This window comes from Aureimonas fodinaquatilis (assembly GCF_008369445.1).
Lineage (GTDB): Bacteria > Pseudomonadota > Alphaproteobacteria > Rhizobiales > Rhizobiaceae > Aureimonas > Aureimonas fodinaquatilis.
Map to the genome: position 1 here is coordinate 638,924 of NZ_VTWH01000001.1, position 23,642 is coordinate 662,565.

General features: G+C 57.0%; 21 protein-coding genes. 8 read left to right on the forward strand and 13 right to left on the reverse strand.

Features of this window, described 5'->3' with window-relative positions; genetic code table 11:
• Positions 1–31 precede the first annotated feature (31 nt).
• Entirely contained in the window at positions 32–472 is a 441-nt protein-coding gene (locus FPY71_RS03105) for an Lrp/AsnC family transcriptional regulator (protein ID WP_149297531.1), read from the forward strand.
• A gap of 9 nt (positions 473–481) precedes the next feature.
• Here FPY71_RS03105 and FPY71_RS03110 read toward each other — a convergent pair whose 3' ends face one another.
• The 3 genes from FPY71_RS03110 to FPY71_RS03120 form a co-directional block, all read right to left on the reverse strand.
• On the reverse strand, positions 482–1,462 hold the full coding sequence (locus tag FPY71_RS03110) for a 2-hydroxyacid dehydrogenase (protein WP_149297533.1): 981 nt from the start codon (positions 1,460–1,462) through the stop codon (positions 482–484).
• A 122-nt stretch (positions 1,463–1,584) separates the two neighbouring features.
• Entirely contained in the window at positions 1,585–2,604 is a 1,020-nt protein-coding gene (locus FPY71_RS03115; RefSeq protein ID WP_149297535.1) for a LacI family DNA-binding transcriptional regulator, read from the reverse strand.
• Between the two features lie 126 nt (positions 2,605–2,730).
• Entirely contained in the window at positions 2,731–3,183 is a 453-nt protein-coding gene (locus FPY71_RS03120) for a MarR family winged helix-turn-helix transcriptional regulator (RefSeq protein WP_149297537.1), read from the reverse strand.
• Positions 3,184–3,295: 112 nt separating this feature from the next.
• Here FPY71_RS03120 and FPY71_RS03125 point away from each other — a divergent pair, with 112 nt between their 5' ends.
• From FPY71_RS03125 to FPY71_RS03135, 3 genes are all read left to right on the forward strand, one after another.
• Positions 3,296–4,075 carry a creatininase family protein gene (locus tag FPY71_RS03125; RefSeq protein WP_246160109.1) on the forward strand — a complete coding sequence of 260 codons (780 nt, stop codon included), beginning with the start codon at positions 3,296–3,298 and terminating at the stop codon, positions 4,073–4,075.
• Positions 4,076–4,146: 71 nt separating this feature from the next.
• Entirely contained in the window at positions 4,147–5,268 is a 1,122-nt protein-coding gene (locus FPY71_RS03130; protein WP_149297541.1) for a CobW family GTP-binding protein, read from the forward strand.
• Positions 5,268–6,245: a WD40 repeat domain-containing protein gene (locus FPY71_RS03135; RefSeq protein ID WP_149297543.1), complete on the forward strand. Its 978-nt coding sequence runs from the start codon at positions 5,268–5,270 to the stop codon at positions 6,243–6,245. Before FPY71_RS03130 ends, FPY71_RS03135 begins: the two co-directional genes overlap by 1 nt.
• An 87-nt stretch (positions 6,246–6,332) precedes the next feature.
• Here FPY71_RS03135 and FPY71_RS03140 read toward each other — a convergent pair whose 3' ends face one another.
• Positions 6,333–8,711: a PAS domain-containing sensor histidine kinase gene (locus tag FPY71_RS03140; RefSeq protein WP_149297545.1), complete on the reverse strand. Its 2,379-nt coding sequence runs from the start codon at positions 8,709–8,711 to the stop codon at positions 6,333–6,335.
• A 173-nt stretch (positions 8,712–8,884) separates the two neighbouring features.
• On the reverse strand, positions 8,885–9,829 hold the full coding sequence (locus tag FPY71_RS03145) for a LysR substrate-binding domain-containing protein (protein ID WP_149297547.1): 945 nt from the start codon (positions 9,827–9,829) through the stop codon (positions 8,885–8,887).
• A gap of 112 nt (positions 9,830–9,941) precedes the next feature.
• On the opposite strand from FPY71_RS03145, the gene katA reads away from it, so the two are divergent.
• The 3 genes from katA (at position 9,942) to guaA (ending at position 14,547) form a co-directional block, all read left to right on the forward strand.
• A complete protein-coding gene (gene katA, locus FPY71_RS03150) occupies positions 9,942–11,444 on the forward strand; it encodes a catalase KatA (RefSeq protein WP_149297549.1) in 1,503 nt (500 codons plus the stop codon).
• A gap of 146 nt (positions 11,445–11,590) precedes the next feature.
• Positions 11,591–12,886 carry an RsmB/NOP family class I SAM-dependent RNA methyltransferase gene (locus FPY71_RS03155; RefSeq protein WP_149297551.1) on the forward strand — a complete coding sequence of 432 codons (1,296 nt, stop codon included), beginning with the start codon at positions 11,591–11,593 and terminating at the stop codon, positions 12,884–12,886.
• Positions 12,887–12,990: 104 nt separating this feature from the next.
• Entirely contained in the window at positions 12,991–14,547 is a 1,557-nt protein-coding gene (guaA, locus tag FPY71_RS03160; RefSeq protein ID WP_149297553.1) for a glutamine-hydrolyzing GMP synthase, read from the forward strand.
• A 260-nt stretch (positions 14,548–14,807) separates the two neighbouring features.
• Here guaA and FPY71_RS03165 read toward each other — a convergent pair whose 3' ends face one another.
• The 7 genes from FPY71_RS03165 to FPY71_RS03195 all read right to left on the reverse strand — a co-directional run bounded on the left by FPY71_RS03165 (position 14,808) and on the right by FPY71_RS03195 (position 22,248).
• Positions 14,808–16,328, reverse strand: a complete 1,521-nt coding sequence (locus tag FPY71_RS03165; protein WP_149297555.1) for a VOC family protein — start codon at positions 16,326–16,328, stop codon at positions 14,808–14,810.
• A gap of 158 nt (positions 16,329–16,486) precedes the next feature.
• Entirely contained in the window at positions 16,487–17,395 is a 909-nt protein-coding gene (locus tag FPY71_RS03170) for an AraC family transcriptional regulator (protein ID WP_149297556.1), read from the reverse strand.
• A 314-nt stretch (positions 17,396–17,709) separates the two neighbouring features.
• Positions 17,710–18,780 carry an Atu2307/SP_0267 family LLM class monooxygenase gene (locus FPY71_RS03175; RefSeq protein WP_149297558.1) on the reverse strand — a complete coding sequence of 357 codons (1,071 nt, stop codon included), beginning with the start codon at positions 18,778–18,780 and terminating at the stop codon, positions 17,710–17,712.
• Positions 18,781–18,813: 33 nt separating this feature from the next.
• Positions 18,814–19,572: a nuclear transport factor 2 family protein gene (locus FPY71_RS18555; protein WP_210246230.1), complete on the reverse strand. Its 759-nt coding sequence runs from the start codon at positions 19,570–19,572 to the stop codon at positions 18,814–18,816.
• 48 nt (positions 19,573–19,620) lie between these two features.
• Positions 19,621–20,280, reverse strand: a complete 660-nt coding sequence (locus FPY71_RS03185; RefSeq protein WP_149297560.1) for an isochorismatase family protein — start codon at positions 20,278–20,280, stop codon at positions 19,621–19,623.
• A 241-nt stretch (positions 20,281–20,521) separates the two neighbouring features.
• Complete coding sequence (locus FPY71_RS03190; protein WP_149297562.1) at positions 20,522–21,226, reverse strand: glutamine amidotransferase; 705 nt, start codon at positions 21,224–21,226, stop codon at positions 20,522–20,524.
• Entirely contained in the window at positions 21,223–22,248 is a 1,026-nt protein-coding gene (locus tag FPY71_RS03195; RefSeq protein WP_149297564.1) for a homoserine dehydrogenase, read from the reverse strand. The genes FPY71_RS03190 and FPY71_RS03195 overlap by 4 nt, the downstream gene beginning before the upstream one ends.
• Positions 22,249–22,487: 239 nt before the next feature.
• On the opposite strand from FPY71_RS03195, the gene FPY71_RS03200 reads away from it, so the two are divergent.
• On the forward strand, positions 22,488–23,123 hold the full coding sequence (locus FPY71_RS03200; RefSeq protein ID WP_149297566.1) for a LysE family translocator: 636 nt from the start codon (positions 22,488–22,490) through the stop codon (positions 23,121–23,123).
• Positions 23,124–23,164: 41 nt separating this feature from the next.
• Here the strand turns inward: FPY71_RS03200 and FPY71_RS03205 are convergent, their stop codons facing one another.
• Positions 23,165–23,638, reverse strand: coding sequence for a VOC family protein (locus FPY71_RS03205; RefSeq protein WP_149298636.1), 474 nt, complete (start codon positions 23,636–23,638; stop codon positions 23,165–23,167).
• Between the last annotated feature and the right edge of the window lie 4 nt (positions 23,639–23,642).

Consider the following 23,642-nt stretch of genomic DNA (forward strand, 5'->3'; position numbering starts at 1 on the left):
CAAGCCCCGGCACAGATGACGAACGATAAAAATGCGCGAAAAAATCAATGAGAAAGATCGCCAGCTCATTTCTCTGTTAAAGCAGAACTCGCGAAGACCGGTTTCCGAAATTGCCGCGATACTTGGCGTTTCTCGTCAGACCGTCCAGAAACGCATTGACCGGCTGGTGGACAGCGGCACAATTCAGTCTTTCACCATTGAAGTCTCTGACCCGGAAGAAGCCGCGTCCAGCGTCGGCGCAAAGGTCATGTTCACGCTGAGCCTTCGGCAAAGCACGTGCGCCAATGTCTATGCGTCTATTAGGGCCTGGGATGAATTGCTGCGCTGCTGGTCCATTTCAGGAGAGCGCGACATGATCCTGATTGTGGATTCTGTCGGTGTTGAGGATGCCGAGAGGGTTCGCGCAAAGCTGGCCCGGCATCCTGATGTGGTGTCCGTCCAGACATCTCACATTCTGAAAACCTGGAAATAGCCCGGCCGGCTATCCGTGCCGCCGAACATCGGCTTTGACGCATTCATCAACCGGTGTGGCAACGTCGGTGCCGGAAAACCAGCGTTGAAGATTGTCCAGAACCAGATCACCCATGGCTTTGCGGGTGTGCATGGATGCCGAGCCGACATGTGGCAGAAGCACCGTGTTGGGCAGGTCAATCAAAGCCTGCGGCACGTTCGGCTCATTCTCAAACACATCAAGCCCGGCAGAGTGAATTGTTCCGGCTTGCAGCGCTTCAATCAGGGCCGCCTCGTCAACCGTACTGCCCCGCCCGATGTTGATAAGAACGCCATCCTTGCCAAGCGCTTTCAAGACCGTCGCATTCACCGCCTTATCGGTGGAGGAACCACCGGGGGCGATAACAATCAGCGTGTCCACCGCCTCAGCCAGGGCCACCAGCGTCGGGTAATAGTCATAGGAGACATCGTTTCGCTGACTGCGATTGTGATAGGCAATCTTGACGCCAAAGCCTTCAAGCCGCCGCGCAATGGACAGGCCTATTCTGCCAAGCCCCATAATGCCTACGGTGCGCCCGCGCAGCGTTGTCGGCGTCATCCGGTAGGGACCATTCTTTGCCCACAGCCCTTTGCGCACATATTGCTCTGCCTGTCCAAGCTCCCGCACTGTCATCAGCAAAAGACCCAGCGCGGTGTCGGCCACTTCCTCCGTCAGCACATCCGGCGTGTTGGTGACCATAATGCCTTTGGCCGCCGCGTGCTTTGCATCCACGCTGTCATAGCCAACACCGAAGCTGCTGATGATTTCCAGATTTGGCAGCGCGTCCATCATGTCAGCCGAAACATTGGCAAAGGATGCAATGGCGCGGATTTCGGAACGCTGCCCGGCCGAAAGCTCGCTGAGATCCAGCTTGACGAAGTCTCGGCGGTCGAAAATCGTTCCTATGTTCTCGCGCGTTCCAGCGTGAAAATGGGCTGGAACCAATACTGGAACATTTTTCATGCCTGCCATCTCTTCTTCCTTCGCTTGCAAAGTCACAACGTTTCCCGTGATCTTCCGATCACCACACACACTTTGTTCAGCCGTAGTGTTTTGCCGTTCAAACACACATGTTTTAACGGCAAGACAAAGCTCTAGTGCCTTTCGACGCCTTCTGTGGATTGGCGAATTTTCAGTTGCGGCGTAATCAGCTCAACCGATTCAACGGCTGCTGCACCATTGAGGCGCGCCAGCAAAGCATCTGCTGCGCGGCGCCCAACCTCGCTCTGGCCATTGGCCACCGTGGTCAGCGAGGGCATGGCAATAGCCGCCTCGTCAATATCGTCATAGCCGGTAACTGCAATATCAACGCCGGGGCGCAACCCTTCACGGGCAAGGCCATACATGAAACCCAGCGCCACTAGATCCGAGAAACAGGCAACTGCTTCTGGCCGATCACGCAGTTTCAAAAATGTTGAGACTGCGTCAAAGCCCGAATGGCGGCTGCGCGGTCCGGGAATGCGCCATTCCGGCCGGTATTCAATGCCGGCATCTGCCAGCGCTTGCCGGTAGCCCCGCTCACGTTCGCGGCCGGTGGATGTCAGGTCTGTACCACCAATCATGCCAATGCGCCTGTGGCCCCGCGCAATCAGATGTTCCACCGCCAGCCGCATGCCATAGCTGTCATCGCCGCGGAATGAGGTGACCCCGCAGCCATCCACCGTTCGGGCAATCAGAATTACCGGCAGATCGTTCTGTTCGGCAAGGTGAATATCGGTGGCAGGGGTGCCGATAGCCGGAGACATCAACAGTCCGTCTGCGCCAAGCTGCAACATGGTGTCTACAAAGGCGCGCTGTTTGGACAACTGGTCGTAGTGGTTGCACAAAACGAATGTCTGCCGATGGCGATCAAGCTCATTTTCGATCGCTTTCAGAATTTCCCCGAAAAACGGGTTCATGATGTCGCTGACGCAAACGCCGATGATGCCCGACCGGGACGTTCTGAGGCTGGCAGCGCGGCGGTTGTAGATATAGCCGGAATTGCGCGCTTCTTCCTTGATTCGCTCTCGCGTTGCTTCAGCAACCAGCGGGCTGTCGCGTAGCGCCAGAGAAACTGTCGCGGTGGAAAGGCCCAGAGCTTCTGCAATTGTCGATAATTTGACCTTCTGAGCCACAGATCTCTCAATATCCCAAGTCCGGCGAAGCGCCATTCATGTGTGTAATTCGGTTGCCGACAAAACGAAACGAAAAACCGTTCGATCTGCATGTTTCGGCGATTCCACCCATTAATGGCAAGTATTTCATTCTTCGGAAAGCTTATTGGCCGGTGAGGGGGCGAGATTGCGTTCGACTTTTTTCAACAGTTTTGCCAATTTGCTGCGCTGTCTGGGCGAAAATCCGGCCAGCGCCTGGTTTTCCACTTCCTTGCGCAGTCTGCGCACTTCACTCACCGCTTCAAGCCCGGCATCGGTCAAAAAAGCAAAGCTCTGTCGGCCGTCTGTTGGCGAAGGGCGCTTTTCAACAAAGTTTTCCGCCGACAGCCGGGTAATGGTCTTGGTAATGGTTGGCGGCGTCACAGACAGCCATTCCGCCAGTTGCGCAAGGGCCATGCCATCCTGCTCGGCCAGCGCCAGCAGCACCGCGTCCTGACCTGCATGCAGGCCAATTCCGGAAAGGCGTTGCGCCATTAATGTTCGTTCCGCCCGCGCCGTCAGAGTTAGTTGGCTCAGGATCGCCTTTTTTTCGCGCTTCATCGGGCCATTCTCCTATTTCCAGATATTGTCTTGCAGCCCGATGGTTAGCCAGTCCATAAGTTTCAGTATGGAAGACACTGGCAAAACCACCCTCGCGCGGTTTTTTGAGGAAATGACAACAACTGATATTTCCGGTTGTGGTTGTTTGCGTCATGCTGTTGCGGTGTTGCCGTTCGCTGCCATTGAGCAACATGGGCCGCACCTGCCTCTCGGTACAGATGCCATTATTGCAGATAATATGGTGCAGCGCGCTGCGGCGTCACTACCGAAAGATTTGCCAGTAACGTTTTTGTCTCCGTTGCGAATCGGCGTTTCCACCGAACATGCCCGTTTTGCCGGGACGTTGAACCTTGGATGGAAAGCCGGCACCGAAATGCTGGTGCAGATTATCGGCGATCTGGTTCGAGCCGGCTTTGCCCGTGTTGTTATAGTTTCTTCACATGGCGGCAATTCTGCGGCAATCGATACCGCCGCACTCGAAGCGCGCAATACGCATGATTGCCTTGTGGTTGCATCGTCATGGCAGCGGTTTGGCTTGCCGGACAATTTGTTGCCGCAAGGCGAGGTGGCTTTCGGCATTCACGGCGGCGCGGTGGAGACCGCCTTGATGCTGGCTTTCCGGCCAGATCTGGTGCGCCGTGACCATCGGCAGGTCTTTCCCTCGTTTCAACAGGAGCTAGAGGCGACGCATCAGCGCCTGCGCGCACATGGCCGCCTTGGCTTCGGCTGGATGGCGCAGGATTTAAACGCACAAGGTGTTGTTGGCGATACGCGGCTGGCCAATGCCGCAATGGGCGAGGCAATTGCTGCTCACCAGGTCCAAGGGTTTTGCGAGCTGTTGCGCGATGTGCTGGCATTTGATCTCGAGCGGTTGCGCCAGACGAGATTATGATGAGAACAGGCGTGCATTCGCGTGTCGCCACCCCTATATGGAAAATCTGACAGCTTCAGGAGGCAGACGAAATGTCCGCGACCAATTCGGCAGAGCAAATTCCGGTAACCGTGCTGACCGGATATCTTGGCTCTGGCAAAACCACGCTATTGAACAGAATTCTTACCGGTGACCATGGCAAGCGCTATGCCGTCATTGTCAATGAGTTTGGTGAGATAGGCATCGACAATGACCTGATCGTAGAGACCGACGAGGAAATCTACGAAATGAACAATGGCTGCATCTGCTGTACCGTGCGGGGCGACCTTGTGCGGGTGGTGGAAGGCCTGGTCAAGCGCAAGGGCAGGTTCGACGCGATCATCGTTGAAACCACCGGTCTTGCGGACCCTGTGCCCGTAGCGCAGACCTTTTTCATGGATGACGATGTGCGCGCCAGAACGCGGCTGGATGCGGTTGTGGCTCTGGTGGACGCGCGTCATCTGCCGCTTCGGCTGAAAGACAGCCGTGAGGCGGAGGATCAGATTGCCTTTGCCGATGTGGTGATTGTCAACAAGACCGATCTTGTCAGCGCTGATGAACTGGCGGCTGTTGAAGCCACTGTTAAAGCCATCAACCCGCATGCAATTCTGCATCGCGCCGAGCGCGCCGACATCGCGTTGAGCCATGTGTTGGACCAGGGCGCATTTGATCTCAAACGCATTCTCGAAAATGATCCGTCATTTCTGGAATCCGCTGAACATGCGCATGATGATCATGTCTGCGGTCCGGACTGCGACCATGATCACCATCATCACGATCACGGCCATGACCACCATGGTCACCACCATCACGAGCATGACCATCACGACCATCATCATGACGCTGCGTCGCCCATTCACGACGTGACGGTGACGTCCATATCCCTCATGGGCGGGGAACTGGACGAGATGCGTTTCTTCCCGTGGATTCAGGCGCTGACCCAGTCAGAGGGGCCGAACATCCTTAGGCTGAAGGGCATTCTGGCATTTGCGGGTGATCAGGACCGATATGTCATTCAAGGTGTGCACATGATCATTGAAGGGGACCATCAGCGCGCCTGGCGCGACGATGAAAAGCGCCAGAGCCGGCTGGTCTTCATTGGTCGGGATCTGGACCGCAAGCGCCTGGAAGAAGGCTTCCTGGCCTGCCATGCAGAGGCGAAGACAGCTGCCTGATGCCACAGATTGCTCCTTATGATTTCGACGGATTTGTCGAAACCGCCGCTTTTGTAAAAGACGTACCGTTTTTTGCCCTGGCAGATGGCACTGTTCGCCGTATGGCGGGCGGAGAAACAGTGATTGAAAGCAATGCTGGCGGGCTTGTGTGCGCGCGTTATGATGCCATCGGGCAGCGATTGCTGTGCGGTGGCGAGGACGGCAGAGTTGTTTGCGTCAATGCGGCTGGTGAAACGACGGAATTGGCCAGTGCAGGTCGCAAGTGGATCAGCGCTGTAGCCGGTGGCCCGGGTGGCGCTGTCGCATTTGCCGCCGGACGAAGCGCATATTTTGTCCGCCCGGATGGTTCTCTTGCCGAGCAGGATTATGGGCGCAGCGTCGAAGACGTCGCCTTCGCTCCAAAAGGTGTGCGCGTTGCATTTGCCCGCTATGACGGGGTCAGTCTGTGGTTTCCGGGCATGGCAACACCGCCCGTTTCAATGGACTGGAAAGGCGCCCACACCGCTGTCAGCTTCTCGCCGGACGGGCGCTTTGTCGTAACAATCATGCAGGAAAACGCCCTGCATGGCTGGCGGCTGGACGACGGCAAGCACATGCGCATGACAGGCTACCCCGCCAAGGTCAAAAGCTGGTCATGGTCGGCCAAGGGGCGCTTTCTGGCCACCAGCGGCGCGCCGGCAGCAATTGTCTGGCCATTTGCTGGCAAAGATGGGCCAATGGGCAAACCGCCATTGGAGCTGGGTGTGCGGGGCGACACTATGGTAACCTGCGTGGCCTGTCACACGACAGACGACATGGTGGCCATCGGCTATCAGGACGGCATGATTCTGGCTGTTCGCTTTTCGGATCAGAAAGAGGCGCTGCTGCGCCGCGGTGGCAATTCGCCAATTCACAGCATGGCGTGGGATGCATCCGGTCGCCTTCTGGCTTTCGGCAGCGAGGGTGGTGAGGCCGGTGTCGTGGATATCAGCAGCTGAATCGGCTCATTTCAGGCGGAACTTTGTTGTGCCTGCCGAACATCATTTCCGTTGAAACGAAACCGTTTCAACGGAATTTTTATGCCGTTAAGCCAGCGGCGCATCAATGATGCAGACCACACCTTCCGGGTCAAAAGTCAGGTCTACTCGCCCATTCAGTTCTGCCGGCAGTGACTGCCTGATCAACTTTGTGCCAAGGCCGAGCCGGGTGGGGGCCACAACGACCGGGCCGCCCGTTTCCCGCCACTCGAAGTGAAGATGCGGCCTTTTGTCGACAGCGGTGACAGACCATTCTATCGCTACATGACCAGCGTCTGAGGACAGAGCGCCAAACTTCGTCGAGTTGACCGACAATTCGTGCAAGGCAAGCGACAGTGCCAGGCTTTGCCGTGCAGTCAGCGGCACAAACGGACCCGACGTGCTGATATTCTGCAGATCATGGCTTTGATGAAACGCCAGCGAACGCGCCACGATTTCGCGTATGGAAGCACTTGTCCAGTTGGCTTGCGTTAAAATTTCGTGAGCCTGATTAAGCGCCATGAGCCGGTTGGAAAAAGATGCAAGGCCGGCTTGCGTGGTGGCCGCCCGGCGAAATGTCAGGTTTGCCAGGGCGCCAACAGTCGCAAGAGTGGTTTTGACCCTGTGATGCAGCTCTTCCGTCAACATTTTCTGTCGCGCGGCAGAGGTCATCTCGTCGGTGACATCACGCACCGCGCCGACCATTCTTACCACGACATTCTCGCGAAAAATCCGCTGCGCCCCAAGGTGTACATGCCGAATGGCCCCATTGTCTGGATCAGCAATTCGGAACGTCAGGTCGACATGGTCATCCAGTGGCAGATCATGTGTCGGACTCAATACATCGGCAACACCGGCACGGTCAGCGTTGACAACTGCGCCAATGAAATGCTGGCTGAAGGTGATCGGCTGATCGGGCAGAATTCCAAAAATTTCCCGACAGCGCAGGTCAAAATCCAGAACATCGTTCTCAATATTCAGGTCGAATGTTCCCAGATCGGCAGCTTCCTGCGCCAGACGCAGCCGCGTTTCTGCTTCAATTTGCGCCTGTTCGGCAATTTGCCGCTGACTGTAAGTCCATGAACGGCTCAATGCATCACGCACAAATGCCAGTTCCTCGTCCTGCCATTTGCGGGGAGCCAAGGTGCACAAAAGAAGCACCAGCTCAATTTTTCCATGCTCGACCACCGCAGCGGCAATGAACGAGCCAATACCCAGTTCTTGCCATGCTTCAGCGTTGAACCGGGTTGTCGGGTGGCGTTGCACATCATCGACAACAAAAATGCCATCGGACCGCAGTTTCTCGAACAGGACGCTGGCAATCGTTTCGACTGGAGCAGCATCGTGCAGAGCACCGGCACCCTGCGAAGACCACTCACCGATAATTGTGAGAGACCCATGATCAGCGGTCAATGTTGCAAACCTGGCCCCAGCCACTGCCAGAGATCTGCCGATGACCTCCAGCACTTCAGCCTGGTACTGCGCCGTGCTGCTGACACCCTGCATGTTATCCGTCAGTTGCAGAAGCGCGGCTTGTCGTGCCTCACGCAGCTTGTCCTGCGTAATGTCGATCAGCGCCCCTGGGAAACGCACCGGATTGCCTGAAGCGTCCAGATAGCAGCGGCCTTGCGCTGAGACCCAGTGCGTTGCACCGCCGCGATCAATAATGCGAAACTCGTGTGAATAGGCCGTACCATTGACACAAGCCTGCTCAATTTTTTCTTTCAGCAACTCCCGGTCATCCGGATGGGCGCCGTCGTAGAAAAACTCAATCGGCCGCGATTCCATACCTGGCCGGTCTGGCAGGCCGAAAAAATCGAGAAGCTTGTCATCGGTATAGACAACATTGTTGACAACATCCCAATCCCAGGTGCCGACAAGGGATGACGCACTCATGGCGTAGTCCAGTCTCTCGCGACTGGCTTCCAACTCGTGTTGAACCTTACGTTCATTGGTACGATCGCGCAGAATGTGCAAAAAGCCGGCCAGTTCATCACTGCTGTCACGCAGAAGGGTTACTTCTCCCGAGGCAAAGAAATGTGACCCGTCGGCCCGGCGATGCCAGCGCTCGCTGCGCGACGCGTTGTTGGTCAATGCAGCACGCATGGCCTGCGAAGGCACTTTATCCAGAACGTCTGACTCTGTAAAAATCTCTTCGATGGAGCGGCCCAGCATGCGCTGTTCCGGCCAGCCAAAAAGTAGGGTGGCAGATTCCGTCCAGAGGTTGATCAGGCCATTCACATCGGTCGCAACGATTGCGTAATCGGCAATGCTGTTGATGATCAACCGATAGCGGGACTGGCACTGCTCCAAAGCCAGTCGTGCATCCGCCAACTGGGCCTCGAGATCGTCGACACCTGCCTCCGACTTTTCCAATTGCCGACGGAGATCGGCAAAATCCTGCTTTGCAGAAGGTGAGGCAAATATCGGTTTCGTATCTCTTGTCATGCCAAGGTCCGCTGCGCTTGACTGTGGAAACTAGCCCGATCGCTCGTTTTGTTCAGTACCGAGGGCTTTGTGAAATGTTGACGTGTGATTCGAACTGCAAAAACATCTCACCCTTGCGCATAAACAGAAACTGCCGCTTTTGGCGGATGCCATGACAGACATTTAGTTGCAGGCTACAGGGATGACAGGTCCGGATTTCGTATTGTTGTGGTTTCGGATGCGGCATTTTGGATATTACGCAGTATTTCTTTTAACAATGCGGCAAATTCTGCAAAGTCGGCAGCCCGGCCGGAGGACGCGCGATGCACCAGCGCCAACTGGCGTTTGGGGGCAGGCGTTTGAAACGGCAGAAACGCAATGCCGCCAACTTTGGCTTCTGTGGCCAGCGCCAGGCGTGGTGCCAGAGTTACGCCCAGTCCACCGGCCACCATTCGCAGCAGCGTGGCAAGTGAGGTTGCACCCAGCGAAGCAAGGTCTCGGCTTTCCACTATCTGGCAAACAGACAAAGCCTGCTGGCGCAGGCAATGGCCTTCTTCTAGCAAGATAAGCCTTTGGGATTTCAGTGCCTGTGAGCGTACCGGGACGGCTATTCGCGGCGCCTGATCCTCTGCCATCGCCAGGTAAAACTCATCGTCGGCCAGTTCCAGAACAGTCAGCGCCGGGTCCTCAACCGGCAGAGCCACCAATGCGCAATCGAGATGGCCTATGGACAGGTCTGCCAGCAGCTTTTCTGTCGTGCTTTCCCTGAGGCTCAGCTCCAGCTGTGGAAAATCAATGGCGAGCTGTTGAAGCAAGGCAGGCAGAAGATAGGGCGCGACGGAGGCTATGACGCCCATGCTCAGCGGGCCGGAAAGCCCCGCCTGATACCGAGCAAAACCTTCCAGATCGCGGATTTCTCCGAGAATTCGCTGCACTTTCTCACGAATTTGCTGGCCAGCGCCCGTGACTGTAACGCCGGATGGGCGGCGCTCGAAAAGCTGAAAGCCGAAATGCATTTCCATCTGAGCGATCTGGCCGGACAGCGCGGGCTGGCTGATGTTCAGCCGCTGCGCTGCCCTGCCGAAATGCAGGGTTTCAGCCAATGTTTCAAAATAGCGCATTTGTCGGATGGTCAGCATGGTTGATAAGAAAATCCGATTGCCGAGGTTAAAAATACGATTGGAATTTATCAAAGTTTCATGTTGGAACAACTCCAGACTTCTCAAGTCAAACGCGAGAGTGGAGAAAATAATGACCGATCGCAAAACTCTGACGACGACAGCGGGCGCACCGGTGCCCGACAATCAGAACTCCTGGACAGCAGGAGAGCGCGGCCCTGTTTTGTTGCAGGACTACCAGCTGATTGAAAAGCTGGCGCATCAGAACCGCGAGCGGATCCCTGAACGCGTTGTGCATGCCAAGGGCTGGGGCGCTTATGGCACGTTGAAAATCACCGGCGACATTTCCCGATACACCAACGCCAAAGTGTTGCAGCCCGGCGCGGTTACGCCAATGCTCGCACGCTTTTCCACCGTGGCTGGTGAAATGGGCGCGGCCGATGCCGAGCGCGATGTGCGCGGCTTTGCCCTGAAGTTTTACACCGAAGACGGCAACTGGGATCTGGTCGGCAACAACACGCCGGTGTTTTTTGTGCGCGATCCATACAAATTCCCGGACTTTATTCATACGCAGAAGCGTCATCCAAAGACCAATATGCGCTCTCCAACAGCAATGTGGGACTTCTGGTCGCTTTCGCCCGAAAGTCTGCATCAGGTGACAATCCTGATGTCGGATCGCGGCTTGCCGGTGTCTCCGCAGCATATGAACGGTTATGGCTCACACACATTCTCGTTGTGGAATGATGCCGGCGAGCGCTTCTGGGTGAAGTTCCACTTCAAAACCCGGCAGGGCCACAAGACCTATACCAACGAACAGGCTGATCAGGTTATTGCCCGCACGCGGGAAAGCTATCAGGAAGCGCTGTTCGGCGGTATCGACAATGGCGAATTCCCGCAATGGACAGTTCAGATCCAGATCATGCCGGAACTGGATGCTGAGAAGACCAGCTACAACCCGTTTGATCTGACGAAGGTTTGGCCGCACGCCGAATATCCGCCGATCGAAATCGGGGTGATGGAGCTGAACCGCAACCCGGAAAACTATTTCGCTGAAATTGAAAATGCGGCTTTTTCCCCATCCAACATTGTTCCGGGCATTGGCTATTCGCCCGACAAGATGTTGCAGGCACGCGTCTTCTCTTACGCTGATGCACATCGCCACCGGCTGGGCACGCATTACGAAACCATTCCTGTCAACCAGCCGCGTTGCCCGGTTCATCATTACCACCGCGATGGCCAGATGAATGTGTTTGGCGGCATTAAAACCGGAAATCCGGATGCATACTACGAGCCGAATTCGGTGAATGGCCCGTTTGAGCAGAAGAGTGCACAGGAACCGCCACTGCGCATTTCAGGCGATGCAGACCGTTACAATCACCGCATCGGCAACGACGATTATGTGCAGGTGCGCGCATTGTTCAATCTGTTTGATGATGGTGAGAAAGCTCGGCTCTTCGCCAATATTGCGGCTGCGATGGGTGGCATTCCGCAGGAAATTGCAGATCGGCAGATTGCGCATTTTGATAAGGTTCACCCGGATTACGGTGCCGGGGTTCGGCATGCGCGGGAGGTTCTGTCCAATCGCGAGCCGGCAATTTCGGTGACGCCAAACACTCCGCAACAGGTTGGCGCATAATTTTCGTCACCGCTTGTCGGATGTTCATCAGGGCCGCGGCATCAGTTGCGGCCCTTTTTGCTGCGCAATTCTCTTGCGGTGGTGAATGTGCGAGTCTACCAAGGCTTCTTTTGCGGATGTCAGTGGTCTGAAGGAATATCGGGATAATGCGTCTTGGCGGTCGGATAGCAGCAGCGATTGAAGTTATCGAAGATATGGACCGGCGCAAACGGCCGGTGGCCGATGCATTGAAGGATTGGGGACTTTCTCATCGTTTTGCCGGGTCTGGCGACAGATCTGCTATCGGCAATATTGTCTATGATACCCTTCGGCGGCGGCGCTCTCTGGGTTTCCGCATGGGGCAGGACGACACCTCTTCAGTTGTTTTTGGCGCGGTGCTGGCTTCAGGCCTGGATGCCGACGCTCTGGTTGCTGCGCTGGATGGCGACAGGCATGCACCGGCTTTGCCCGCTGACGGCAGCCTGGCCAGGTTTTCCGCAATCAGTCTGGCAGAGGCGCCTGCCGCTGTTCAGGCCGATGTTCCTGATTGGCTGGCTGGCCCTTTGCAGGACTCACTGGGTGATAACTGGGTCACTGAGGCCCAGGCATTTTCCGAGCGCCCGCCATTGGACATGCGCGTCAACACGTTGAAGGCTGCGCGCGAGGACGTGCTGGCGGAATTGGCACCGTTTGATGCAACGCCTTGTGAAATCTCTCCGGTCGGCTTGCGCATTGCGCCGATTGCCAGCGATGGGCGGCATCCGAATGTTCAGGTGGAACGCGGTTTCCAGACTGGCGCTTTTGAAATCCAGGATGAGGGGTCACAGCTTGCCGCGCTGCTGTCGGGCGCAAAGCCGGGGGACACGGTGCTGGATGCATGCGCTGGAGCTGGCGGCAAAACGCTGGCACTTGCGGCGATGATGAAGGGGCAGGGCGTTTTACACGCCTATGATACGGATCGGCAGCGGTTGGCGCCAATATGGGACAGGCTGGCACGTGCGGGGGCCGGCAATGTTGAAGTGCACGCGCCGCGCGCGTCACTTGGGCATTTGCATGGCACGCTGGATCTGGTTGTGGCGGATGCGCCATGTTCCGGTGCGGGCACGTGGCGCAGACGGCCGGACGCGAAGTGGCGCCTGTCGGCCGCGCAGCTGGAGCGCAGGGTTGCAGAGCAGGCCAAGGTGCTGGCAATGGCTGAAGCCTTCGTGCGTCCAGGCGGGCGGCTGGTCTACATCACCTGTTCGCTGCTGGCACAGGAGAATGCTCTGCAGGTTCAATCCTTCCTGCAGCAGTTCCCGGAATTTGAGGCAGAGGATGCAGCACGCATCTGGCAGGAGACCTTGCCGGATAGTGGCGCGCGGTACCACCCATCGGCCATTGGAGCCGGGTGCGGCCTGACGATGACACCGCAAAAAACCGGCACCGATGGCTTCTTTTTCGCCAGCCTGACACGGCGGGGCTGATTTCGCTGACGAAATATCCGGCGTCAGAGCATGTGATTGTGAATATTTATGGAATCTGGTTCAAAAGCACTTGCCTTTTGAACGGCTTTTTCTAGAAGTTCGCCATGACCCAGCACACTGATACCATCCTCATCATCGATTTCGGCTCTCAAGTCACTCAGCTCATTGCGCGGCGCGTGCGTGAGGCGGGTGTCTATTCCGAGATTGTGCCATTCCAATCTGCATTGGAAGGCTTCAAACGGCTCCAACCCAAGGCAGTCATTCTTTCGGGTTCGCCCGCTTCCACCACGGAAGAAAATTCCCCGCGCGTGCCGCAGGAAATTTTCGAGGCTGGCTTGCCGATCCTGGGCATCTGCTATGGGCAGCAAACCATGTGCGCGCAGCTTGGCGGACGCATCGAGGGTGGGCTGCATCGCGAATTCGGGCGGGCTTTTGTGGAAGTGCAGCGCCCATCGCCATTGTTCGACAGTGTGTGGGCAGAGGGCACGAGGCATCAGGTGTGGATGAGCCATGGCGACAGGGTTACGGCTTTGCCTCCGGGTTTTGAGATTGTGGCGGTTTCGCCCGGTGCACCATTTGCTGCCATTGCGGATGAGAAGCGGCGCTTTTACGGAGTGCAGTTTCACCCGGAGGTGGTGCACACACCCGATGGCGCAAAGCTGATTTCCAACTTTGTTCATCGCATTTCCGGCCTGGCGGGTGACTGGACAATGGCGGCATTTCGCGAAAAGGCGATTGCCGATATTCGCGCCCAGGTTGGAACGGGCCGGGTCATTTGCGGTCTTTCGGGCGGGGTAGACTCATCAGTTGCGGCAATCCTGATCCATGAAGCGATTGGCGCACAACTGACATGCATTTTCGTCGATCACGGGCTGATGCGGCAGAATGAGGCGTCTGAAGTGGTTTCGATGTTCCGGGACCACTACAATATTCCGCTGGTGCATGTTGAGGCGCAGGACCTGTTCATCGACGCGCTGGAAGGCGAGATGGACCCGGAGGTCAAGCGCAAAACCATCGGGCGTCTGTTCATTGAAACGTTCGAGGCTGAGGCGAAGAAGCTTGGCGGCGCAGAATTTCTTGCGCAGGGAACGCTCTATCCTGATGTGATCGAGAGTGTATCGTTCACGGGCGGACCATCGGTAACGATCAAGTCGCACCACAATGTGGGTGGTTTGCCGGAACGTATGAACATGAAGCTGGTGGAACCGCTTCGTGAACTGTTCAAGGACGAGGTGCGGGTGCTGGGGCGTGAGCTTGGGCTACCGGAAAGCTTTGTCGGACGGCACCCGTTTCCGGGGCCGGGACTTGCCATTCGTTGCCCGGGCGGGATCACTCGCGAGAAGCTGGATATTCTGCGACAGGCAGATGCGATCTATCTGGACGAGATCCGCAAGGCGGGGCTTTACGATGTGATCTGGCAGGCTTTTGCCGTGCTGCTGCCCGTCCAGACGGTTGGCGTTATGGGCGATGGGCGCACTTATGAGTTTGTGTGTGCCTTGCGGGCAGTGACATCGGTTGATGGCATGACGGCGGATTTCTATCACTATGATATGGAATTTCTCGGCAATGCAGCGACGCGCATCATCAACGAGGTGCGCGGCATCAACCGGGTGGTCTATGATGTAACGTCAAAGCCGCCCGGCACCATTGAGTGGGAATGAGCGAGCGAATTGCTGCTTCCGTTGTCTGATTAGTTGCCACCAGGGGATAACTAATTTCAGATGACCGCTCGCCAATCGGAATACGCCGATGCAGGATCATCAATCCGACATCAGAAACCCGGCATTTTGGCATGCCGTCGCGATGTAGGCGGCTGATGCCAAGACGGATGGCCGCGTTGAAATGGATTATTGCGGGCAATCCATTTCGCTGCACCTCGATCGCCCATCTGCCCGCATCCCCTACGGCGCGAAAACCGCGGTTAAAGCGACTTGAAAATTCGTTGAAGCCATTGGGCTGACTCCGTGATATCCGCGGCCACCAGTTCGTGACCGGTCGGAAGTTCGCGGAGATCGATGTCCGCACCGCCGGCTTCGAGCGGGGTGGTCAGCGCTTTCGCATCGCGGGCATAGACATCATCGCGCCCCGTAAGAACCAGCACATTCGTTCCCGATAGATCAGCGCCAGGCGGGTTTTCCAGCGCCTGAATTCCACGCAGCAATATTGCGCGCTGCACCACATCCGGATGAAGCTGAATGGCCGCCGCCAGAAAATTCGCCCCGTTGGAGTAGCCGAGAAACACAAGCCTGTTCCTGTCGAGACCATAGCCGTTTACAGCACCTTCAACGAAAGCCCGGAACGCTTCGGCTTCGCTGTGAATGTCTGCCTGATCGAACGTGTCAGCGCCTGCTCGGCGGAACCAGCGATTGGATCCCTCTTCGGTCGCACGGCCCCGCACACCGAGAAGAGTGGCGTGCGGCGCTATGCGTCGAGCAATCGGCATCAGATCGGCCTCATTGCCGCCCGTTCCGTGCAGCAGCACCAATGTCAAGCCGTCCGGACTCTTCGGACGGTTGAAACGATGGATGAACGGAAGCTCGCGGGCCGGAAACCTGTCTTCACCCGGCAACGCAAACTGCGGCAACATCGCCCTCAGGTCTTCCGCCCGATCAGCATCGTGTGGCGGCGTGAACAGAGTCTGTCCAAGCTCTTCAGGTGCTTCGTCAATGGTCATTCCCGGGCCGTCAGTGGCATATTCCAGGAGGATGCCGGCAGGGTCACGAACATAGAGCGACAGGAAGTATTTTCGGTCGTGGACTTCGGTGGGGCCGTGATCTTTCAAAGAAAGTCGCATGGATCGCACTGCGTCAACGTCCGGTGCACGAAACGCCACATGGTCCGGCACGCCTGCTCCAGGGACGGAAGGGACGAAACCCGTAACTTCCCTGATATCGACGATATCGGTTTCGGAGGCCATGCGCTGCGTCAAACCGTCCCGTGCACCTTGGCTGTAACCGAAACGCGTCAGGAACTGCGCCGTTTCCATCGCCTTGTCTGTCAAGAGTGTGACGCCCCGCAGCCGGGACGGCGTATTGTCGGCCGGTATTGCGGCATCGATCCCGACCAGCTTAACGATCAAGCCATCCGGGTCTTTCAGGCGCAGGACCGGTTCTTCGAATTCGCGAGAAGGGCCTTCCAGTGGAATGCCGGCAGCCAGTGCTCTGGTCAGCCAGTCTCCAATGGAGGCAGACGGCACGGCAAGAGACACTTCTGAGACCTGTCCAATGCCCGTGCGACCGCGGCCCGCTGCCTCCCATACAAGAAAGGTCAGCAGCGAGCCGGGGCTGCCTTGCCTGTCTCCATAGATGAGATGCAGTTGCTCGGCGTCCGCAAATCCGGCGGTCCGCTTCACCAGCGCAAGACCCAGAAAGCCAACATAGAAATCGACATTGGCCTGCACATTGGCTGTGATGCCGGTGAAATGGTGGATACCGCTCGTCATGTCGTGATGCCTTTAAAGTTTAACCTTCAGGAGCGCCTGGGCTCTGGGCGAGTGGAAAAGGCTGGGATAGTTGCAGTTAGTGATCTATCGCCGAGACCTTGACGCCGCAAACCAGCCAATAGCCGAAGCGATGGCGCCAACTGCAAGCAGTTTCTCTGCTACTGCAAAGCCGGACGCGAGGGATCCCGCACCGCTCGGCGATAAACCGTTGGAGTGACATGCCTGTGCTTGAGGAATACCCGGGCGAGCACCTGACCGGATGAGTAACCAATCTCCTGCGCGATTTCCGTTACCGGAAGGTCTGTCTGTTCCAGAAGTTCGCAGGCTTTTTCCAGTCTTAGCTGTGTCAGATAAAGGCGTGGTGGTACACCGACGCTGTGCTTGAACATACGTGCGAAATGAAACGGTGAAAGACGCGTCTCGGCTGCCAGTTCGTCGAGGCTTATGTTCTCTGAAAGCCGAACTCTCATCATCTCGAGACAACGCCTCTCTGCCCATGGAGCCAGTCCGCCTCTAGCTGGAGAGAGCGGGGCTCCACCCAGGCGACACAGCTCTGCCAGTATTTCAAAACCTGCGGCCCGGGCCAACAATCGAGAGGGGACGCCCTCCTCGTCACATAGAGCCCAAAGATTTCGGAGCGCAGAACGAATGGCCGAAGAGTTGAAAATTTGCCCGTAAGCGCAAAGGCTATCAAAAGAAAATTGGCCGTTGGACGCCTCGTCGAGTGCGTCTTGCCATTCCGCCAGCGGGAAGGCCAGGCTGCGGAGCTGATGGTCGGAGTCGTTCACGACGTCAACGGCGAAGTTGGGCGCAGCGACTATGAGATCGCCTTTCGCACTTTTCACATCAAAACGCCCCCCTCCAAGGTCGCCACTGACCCGTCCGCCGCCCATGATGTCTTGAAACAATACAACATCCGGCAGCGCCGGACGCGACATGTCTCCGGCCGGACGTTCGACCTCAAGAAGATCAAGAACTCCACCCTCGGATTTCATGGTTCGCAAATAGGACGCGTGCTGACCAGCGCGATGCCATTGAGCAAAGGAGGGGGAGGCATGCACCGTCATCACTGTATCTCCTATGCTTGTCAGCGCCTCCTGATCAGCTCGCGGACATCTTGGCGCCTATTGGATTGATCAGGTGCGATAGGATCCATCTGATCCGTTTGAAGAAGCGCCGGAGCGATCCTTGTTCCCCGCTGCCTGGAATGAAACGGTTTCCATAGCCCTGCAGAGGAGTTGAAGTGTGCAATAAACGCGGTTCGACCCATCGTCACGAGATGGCGGGAAGCGCAATTGTCTGAGTATACTGGGGAAGGGGTCAACCCAGCGCAAGTCCACTGAAGGCATAAACAGCAGCTTGAACGAGATCGGGACAGCACTTATTCGTGTCTTGGATCCAGGGCATTCGCGCGGCCTGGCGGCAACTTCGCCCGGACAATCGGCGCCACTTCCATGCCGAGAAGTTCGATCGAGCGTTTCATGGCCGCCGTTTCAAGTGAAGCCGTGCTCATCTGATAAGTGATGCGCGACACACCACCGAGCGTTTCACTGGCACGGAGCATTTTGGCGGCCACTGTTGACGGACTGCCGATAAGAAAGGCGCCCTCTGGACTGGCCATTGCGTCGAACTGCTTGCGGGAAGGCGGTGACCAGCCACGCTCACGACCGATCTGTGCCGTCAGGTGCGACCAGCCGGGAAAGAAATCATTTGCGGCGCTGGTGTCGGTTTCTCCAACGAAGCCCATTGCGTGAACGCCGACCACCAGCTTCTCAGGGCTATGTCCCGCGCGCTTTCCCGCCTCGCGGTAGATATCCACAAGGGGTCGAAAGCGGTCGAACGTTCCTCCAATGATAGCGACCATCAGCGGCAAACCCAGCAAGCCAGCACGTGCGAAGGATTCCGGCGTACCGCCGACCCCGAGCCAGATCGGCAAACGGGCCTGGTGTGGGCGCGGGAAAACCCCCTGGCCAGTTAGCGGCGGCCTGAAACGACCTTCCCACCTGATGTTGGTTGTCTCGCCAAGCTGGAGGAAAAGATCAAGATTTTCTGCAAACAGATCATCATAGGCGCGCGTGTCCAGCCCGAATAATGGGAAAGCTTCAATGAATGACCCTCGGCCAACCACGATTTCTGCGCGCCCCTTCGATATCAGGTCAAGAGTTGCGAACTCCTGAAAGACACGCACGGGATCCGCGGCGCTCAGCACCGTGACAGCACTGGTCAGCCTGATCTGGCTGGTCCGGGCTGCCGCCGCAGCCAGAATGACAGCGGGCGCGGAATCAAGGAATTCCGCGCGATGGTGCTCGCCGATACCAAACACATCAAGTCCGACCCGGTCGGCAACCTCAATTTCCTGCAAAAGATCGGCCATGCGGTCGGTTGCCGAGGGAAGCAGGCCTGTTGCGGGATCAGGAAGGATAGCTGCGAAGCTGTCGATACCGATTTCCATAATGGCCTTTCTGAAAAAACTTCGGATTGTCGTTTACGTGCCGGCTATGTCAGTGGGGGCGGGAGCGGCGACATAGGCTTTTTCGTTGGGGTCAAACATCGCGATGCCGCCATTTGCAGGGTTTGTTGGTTCTTCGTTCTGCAGCACGTCCCAGTGTTCAGCCAATTTTCCGGCCTCAATTCGAAATATGTCGATCACCACCTGTGGTTTGTCCGCCCAGCCACGGATGCGGCCGTGAGCGGCAACGAAATTGCCTTCAGCGATCATAAGTCCAGGCTCATAGTAGACGTCCTTTGACATCCCGGCAACGAGTGCCTGCAAAGCGTCACGGCCCTGACGAATGTTGGGATTGTGCTGTATGTAGTCTGGGGCATAGAGCCGCTCCACTGCCGACGCGTCATGACGCTGGAACAATGAGGTCATAGCTTCAAGTACCAGCGCTTTATTGTGCCGCGGACGGTCGTCAAATTGACGATGCGCGTCATGTGTGATGGCAATTGTCCCGGTCATGCGCATAAACTGATGATCGGGCAATGTGGCGAATGAGTGAACCAGACCGCGGTCATAATCCTGAATATTCGTGACGGTCGCCCCGCTGGCCTCCTGCCAGCTGATGACGAAAACACTGTTGCCGAGCGCAATGACCTGAATATCAACGGTTTCGGTCCGGGCAAACGGTCCCTCAGTTATCTCGAACTGCAACTGCGTTGTGGACAGAAAGGTCAGGCTGACATTGAACGTCGGATAGGAGACATCCATTTTCATTCCGACGGGGAAAATATTGATCGACATTCGTTCAGTCCTGATCCGATTGACGTAAAGTCGGCAAAGTCGGCTCGGCTAACCCTTGGCCTGGTTGCCCGGGAGTGGTGTGTTCAGCAACTGCTGCTCCCAAAGATATGCTATGCCGCTTCCGGCAGCATGCTGAAGCACCACCTCATTCAGGGCATTGGCAGTTTCTGATCTTGCCCAGTCGCGCTGCCATTCAGACGCCAGCGCAAGCCAGGTCATCATGTTCACCCCGGCCGCGATCATCCGGTGTATGGCCACTTCGTGCCCCTCGGCCGAAACAGCGCCTGACGCATCGGTTATCACGGTCACGTCCCAGCCTTCGCCCGCCGCTTGAATTGCTGGCATTGCGACGCAAATCTCGGTCCACAGGCCCGCAATGATCAACTGCTTTCGGCCAGTGGCCTTTACGATGTCTACGACCGCCGGGTCCTGCCAGGTGTTGATGAAAGTCCGGTCAATCACTTCCTGATCAGGAAAAACCTCGGTGATCTGCGGAAAGATGCGCCCACCCCGATCAGCGACCACGCTGGTCAGTATCGTCGGAACGCCGAAGACCTTTGCCGCCTTTGCAAGCGCTGCCGCATTGTTCACCGCCATGTGCGGATCGTGACTGTTCAGGTTCGCAAGCTGGTACGGTTGATGGTCAATCAGCACGAGAACCGAGTCTTCGGGGCGAAGCAGTGAAGACAGGCCGTTACGAAAAGTCATTTGATACATCCTCTATGAGAAGCTCATTGGATCGGGTGTATCGCAGAGTATCGAATGCCTCAGACTGTTGCGGTGTACAGGCTGCGATATTGTTGCCGATCTTGCGGTCTTTCCGCAATTTGACCGATCGAGCGACGGTACAGCCTTATCAGACGTGCTTCCTGCAGGCTTTGCCGCAAACTTGACAACCGGCAGCACCTTGCAGCCGATGACCGTGCAGACGCTCGGTCGGTCTTATGGGTCAGCCTGGCAACATGGCCAACCATCCGGACAGCGTCTCTTTTCCTGCCGCCTCAAGCCTGCCTGAATGGCGATGCGCATCACCCCGCAGCGTGATCGGGCTGATGCCGGCTGCGGCCAGCTCGCTCGCATGTCCCAGGAGCCAGTGCTCGAAACGCGCCCCCAGAACCTCCGGATGAAACTGAAGGCCGAGCACATTCAGCCCGCGCGCAAATGCCTGGTTTTGACAGATCGGCGTTGAGGCGAGAAGTTCGCAGCCATCGGGCAGGTCAAATGTATCGCCATGCCAGTGCAACACGGGCACATCGCGCAATGCGGCAAGCGGGTTGAGCTCGCCAGTGTGTGAAAGCACCAGTGCCGACCAGCCAATCTCCTTGGCTGGCCCGGGATAAACCTTTGCGCCAAGTGCCGCAGCCATCAACTGAGCACCGAGGCAGATGCCGAGCGTTGGCAGGTCAGCCTCAAGGCGCGCCCGCAGCAAGCGGATTTCTGTTGAAACGACAGGATATGCCTCATCTTCGTAAACGCCGATAGGGCCTCCCAGAACGACAAGTAGGTCAGGTCCAAGCGGATCGAGAGCGCCAATGTCTCGTTCTGCGACATCAACATATTCGATCCTATAGCCAGCATCGCGCAAGGGAGCCTCGAAGCTGCCGAGATCCTCAAATCCGATATGGCGAATGGCCTGTACTGTGCGCTGGGTCATGGTGCATCCTTGAAAAGTGACGGACTGCCGCTGCGTGCTGCGAGGATATGTTCAAAATCTTTCAGCGCTGCGGCAGCCGTTGCAAGCGGCTCTGTACCAGACCCGATGGCCACCGTTTCGCCCATCGCGTCAGTGATGATGCGTATCGCTTTATCCTTTCCGCGCACATTCGCAAGCGGGTCGTGCAGTGGATAGGTTCGAATGCCGACGCTGGCGCGAATGTTTCCATTTGCCGCTTTAAGAGAACCAACGAGCTTGGGGACAAGACCTTGCGCGCGCCATTCGTTGAGCTGTTCTACCGTAACCGAGTGGATGCCTTCGACCGTGATGTCCTCCATGGCGAGGTTCGCACCAAGGCCGAAATTGGCGATGATCAGCAGTTTGCTGGCAGTGTCCCAGCCTTCCGTGTCGTTGCGCGGATCGGCTTCGGCAAAGCCGCCCGCCTGCGCCTGCCGCAACGCTTCTTCGTAGCCAAGTCCTTGGGTGGTCATGGCATCGAGCAGGAAATTCGTGGTGGCATTGAGAATGCCCTCGATCTCCAGAACCTCACAGCCCTTGAGGCTGTGTTGGATGAGATCGACTGTTGGCAGAGCGGCTGCGGCAGCGCCGCTGAGCTTCAGCATCGCACCTGAAGCGTGTGCGATTTCCTGCAACTCCCTTCCACTATGAACCAGTGCGCCCTTGGAAATTGCGATTGTGTCACGCCCGGCTGATAGCGCCGCGCGCATATAGGCAAGGCCTGGACCTCCGGTGCGGAAATCGCTCGGTCCTGCCTCGATCAGAACGTCGGCACCGCTTGCTTCAATGAAGTCCGGGCCTGACAGTCCGACCTCCAGAGTGTCGAACCGGTCAGCTTCAAGACCGTCTGCGTCGGCAACGCCTGACCGGGATCCGCATACCGCAACCAGTCGGACCTCCGCTTGATACACTTGCCGATACCTCTGGCGACGCTCTAACAGCAGATTGGCCGTAGCGCGGCCGACGCCTCCGAAACCTGCAATCGCAACTCTGAAAACTTGCATGGTTTCGGTTCCTTTGCGTAGAATCACTTGGCGTTGGCGAAACGGCACCATATCGCAGACCTCCGCATTATCGACACATTGCCCACAGTGCACGCCACATCTGACCGCTGATCGACCTTGCCAGTGACTCGCAGATATCAGTAGCAACGCTTCCGATCTTAAGCAGCGACTTCCCGCGATCAGTGCTTGCGTTTGACCTGTGATCATGGATTGCTTGGCTTCTCAACAGGAGAAAGATCATGTCCCTTGAGCACTGGTTGGCTTTTGTCACGGCATCCGCCGTTCTTCTGGCAATTCCGGGGCCGACAATTCTTCTTGTGATCTCCTACGCGCTTGGACATGGACGAAAGGCAGCCGCCTCGACTGTCGCTGGTGTTGCGCTGGGTGACTTCACCGCAATGACGGCCTCGATGCTTGGATTGGGTGCGCTGCTTGCAACATCGGCCACACTGTTCACCGCGCTGAAATGGGTTGGCGCAGCTTATCTTGTCTATCTCGGCATCAAGCTCTGGCGTGCTCCGGTTTCAGCGCACGCAGCCGATGATGCGGCAGACGCGGCGCCAAAAGAACGACCCATCCGCATTTTTCTGCACACCTATATCGTAACGGCGCTCAACCCGAAGAGCATTATCTTCTTCGTCGCCTTTCTTCCGCAGTTCCTCGACACCACGCGCCCTCTGTTCCAGCAGATGGTGATCTTCGAGGTAACTTTTCTTGTTCTGGCAACAATCAACGCCGCACTTTACGCTTTGTTGGCCTCAATGGCTCGCAAGTCGATTGTTCGGCCAGGTGTTCAGCGGGCGGTCAACCGGGTTGGCGGTTCTTTGATGATTGGAGCCGGTGCACTGGCGGCTGGGTGGCGTCGGGCTGTCTGAAGATCTGCAAAAGGATCTGACCACAGGCAAACCAAACGCCGTCAACCGCGTCGCGCGGCCTCAATTGCCGCAACGTCAATCTTTTTCATCTCCATCATTGCCTGAAAAGCGCGTTTCGCTTCATCGCCGCCTGCAGCGATCGCCTCCGTCAAAACGCGCGGGGTAATCTGCCAGGATACGCCCCATCTGTCCTTGCACCAGCCGCAAACACTTTCCTGACCGCCATTGCCGACAATGGCATTCCAGTAGCGGTCGGTTTCCTCCTGATTGTCCGTGGCAATCTGGAAGGAAAACGCCTCGCTGTGCTTGTATGCTGTCCCGCCGTTCAATCCGATACACGGAATTCCGGCCACCGTGAATTGAACTGTCAGGACGTCGCCCTGCTTGCCTGCCGGGTAATCGCCAGGGGCCGTGTGAACCGCCTGAACCGAACTGTCTGGAAAAACCTCGGCATAAAAGCGCGCCGCTGCCTCCGCATCCTTTTCATACCAGACGCATATGGTGTTTTTGGCAATGGTC

Bases quoted from the DNA above. Each gene is read 5' to 3' on its own strand.
- FPY71_RS03105 (WP_149297531.1), top strand. From the start codon at position 32: ATGCGCGAAAAAATCAATGAGAAAGATCGCCAGCTCATTTCTCTGTTA.
- FPY71_RS03110 (WP_149297533.1), bottom strand. From the start codon at position 1,462: ATGGCAGGCATGAAAAATGTTCCAGTATTGGTTCCAGCCCATTTTCAC.
- FPY71_RS03120 (WP_149297537.1), bottom strand. From the start codon at position 3,183: ATGAAGCGCGAAAAAAAGGCGATCCTGAGCCAACTAACTCTGACGGCG.
- FPY71_RS03125 (WP_246160109.1), top strand. From the start codon at position 3,296: ATGACAACAACTGATATTTCCGGTTGTGGTTGTTTGCGTCATGCTGTT.
- FPY71_RS03130 (WP_149297541.1), top strand. From the start codon at position 4,147: ATGTCCGCGACCAATTCGGCAGAGCAAATTCCGGTAACCGTGCTGACC.
- FPY71_RS03135 (WP_149297543.1), top strand. From the start codon at position 5,268: ATGCCACAGATTGCTCCTTATGATTTCGACGGATTTGTCGAAACCGCC.
- FPY71_RS03140 (WP_149297545.1), bottom strand. From the start codon at position 8,711: ATGACAAGAGATACGAAACCGATATTTGCCTCACCTTCTGCAAAGCAG.
- FPY71_RS03145 (WP_149297547.1), bottom strand. From the start codon at position 9,829: ATGCTGACCATCCGACAAATGCGCTATTTTGAAACATTGGCTGAAACC.
- katA (WP_149297549.1), top strand. From the start codon at position 9,942: ATGACCGATCGCAAAACTCTGACGACGACAGCGGGCGCACCGGTGCCC.
- FPY71_RS03155 (WP_149297551.1), top strand. From the start codon at position 11,591: ATGCGTCTTGGCGGTCGGATAGCAGCAGCGATTGAAGTTATCGAAGAT.
- guaA (WP_149297553.1), top strand. From the start codon at position 12,991: ATGACCCAGCACACTGATACCATCCTCATCATCGATTTCGGCTCTCAA.
- FPY71_RS03165 (WP_149297555.1), bottom strand. From the start codon at position 16,328: ATGACGAGCGGTATCCACCATTTCACCGGCATCACAGCCAATGTGCAG.
- FPY71_RS03170 (WP_149297556.1), bottom strand. From the start codon at position 17,395: ATGACGGTGCATGCCTCCCCCTCCTTTGCTCAATGGCATCGCGCTGGT.
- FPY71_RS03175 (WP_149297558.1), bottom strand. From the start codon at position 18,780: ATGGAAATCGGTATCGACAGCTTCGCAGCTATCCTTCCTGATCCCGCA.
- FPY71_RS18555 (WP_210246230.1), bottom strand. From the start codon at position 19,572: ATGTCGATCAATATTTTCCCCGTCGGAATGAAAATGGATGTCTCCTAT.
- FPY71_RS03185 (WP_149297560.1), bottom strand. From the start codon at position 20,280: ATGACTTTTCGTAACGGCCTGTCTTCACTGCTTCGCCCCGAAGACTCG.
- FPY71_RS03190 (WP_149297562.1), bottom strand. From the start codon at position 21,226: ATGACCCAGCGCACAGTACAGGCCATTCGCCATATCGGATTTGAGGAT.
- FPY71_RS03195 (WP_149297564.1), bottom strand. From the start codon at position 22,248: ATGCAAGTTTTCAGAGTTGCGATTGCAGGTTTCGGAGGCGTCGGCCGC.
- FPY71_RS03200 (WP_149297566.1), top strand. From the start codon at position 22,488: ATGTCCCTTGAGCACTGGTTGGCTTTTGTCACGGCATCCGCCGTTCTT.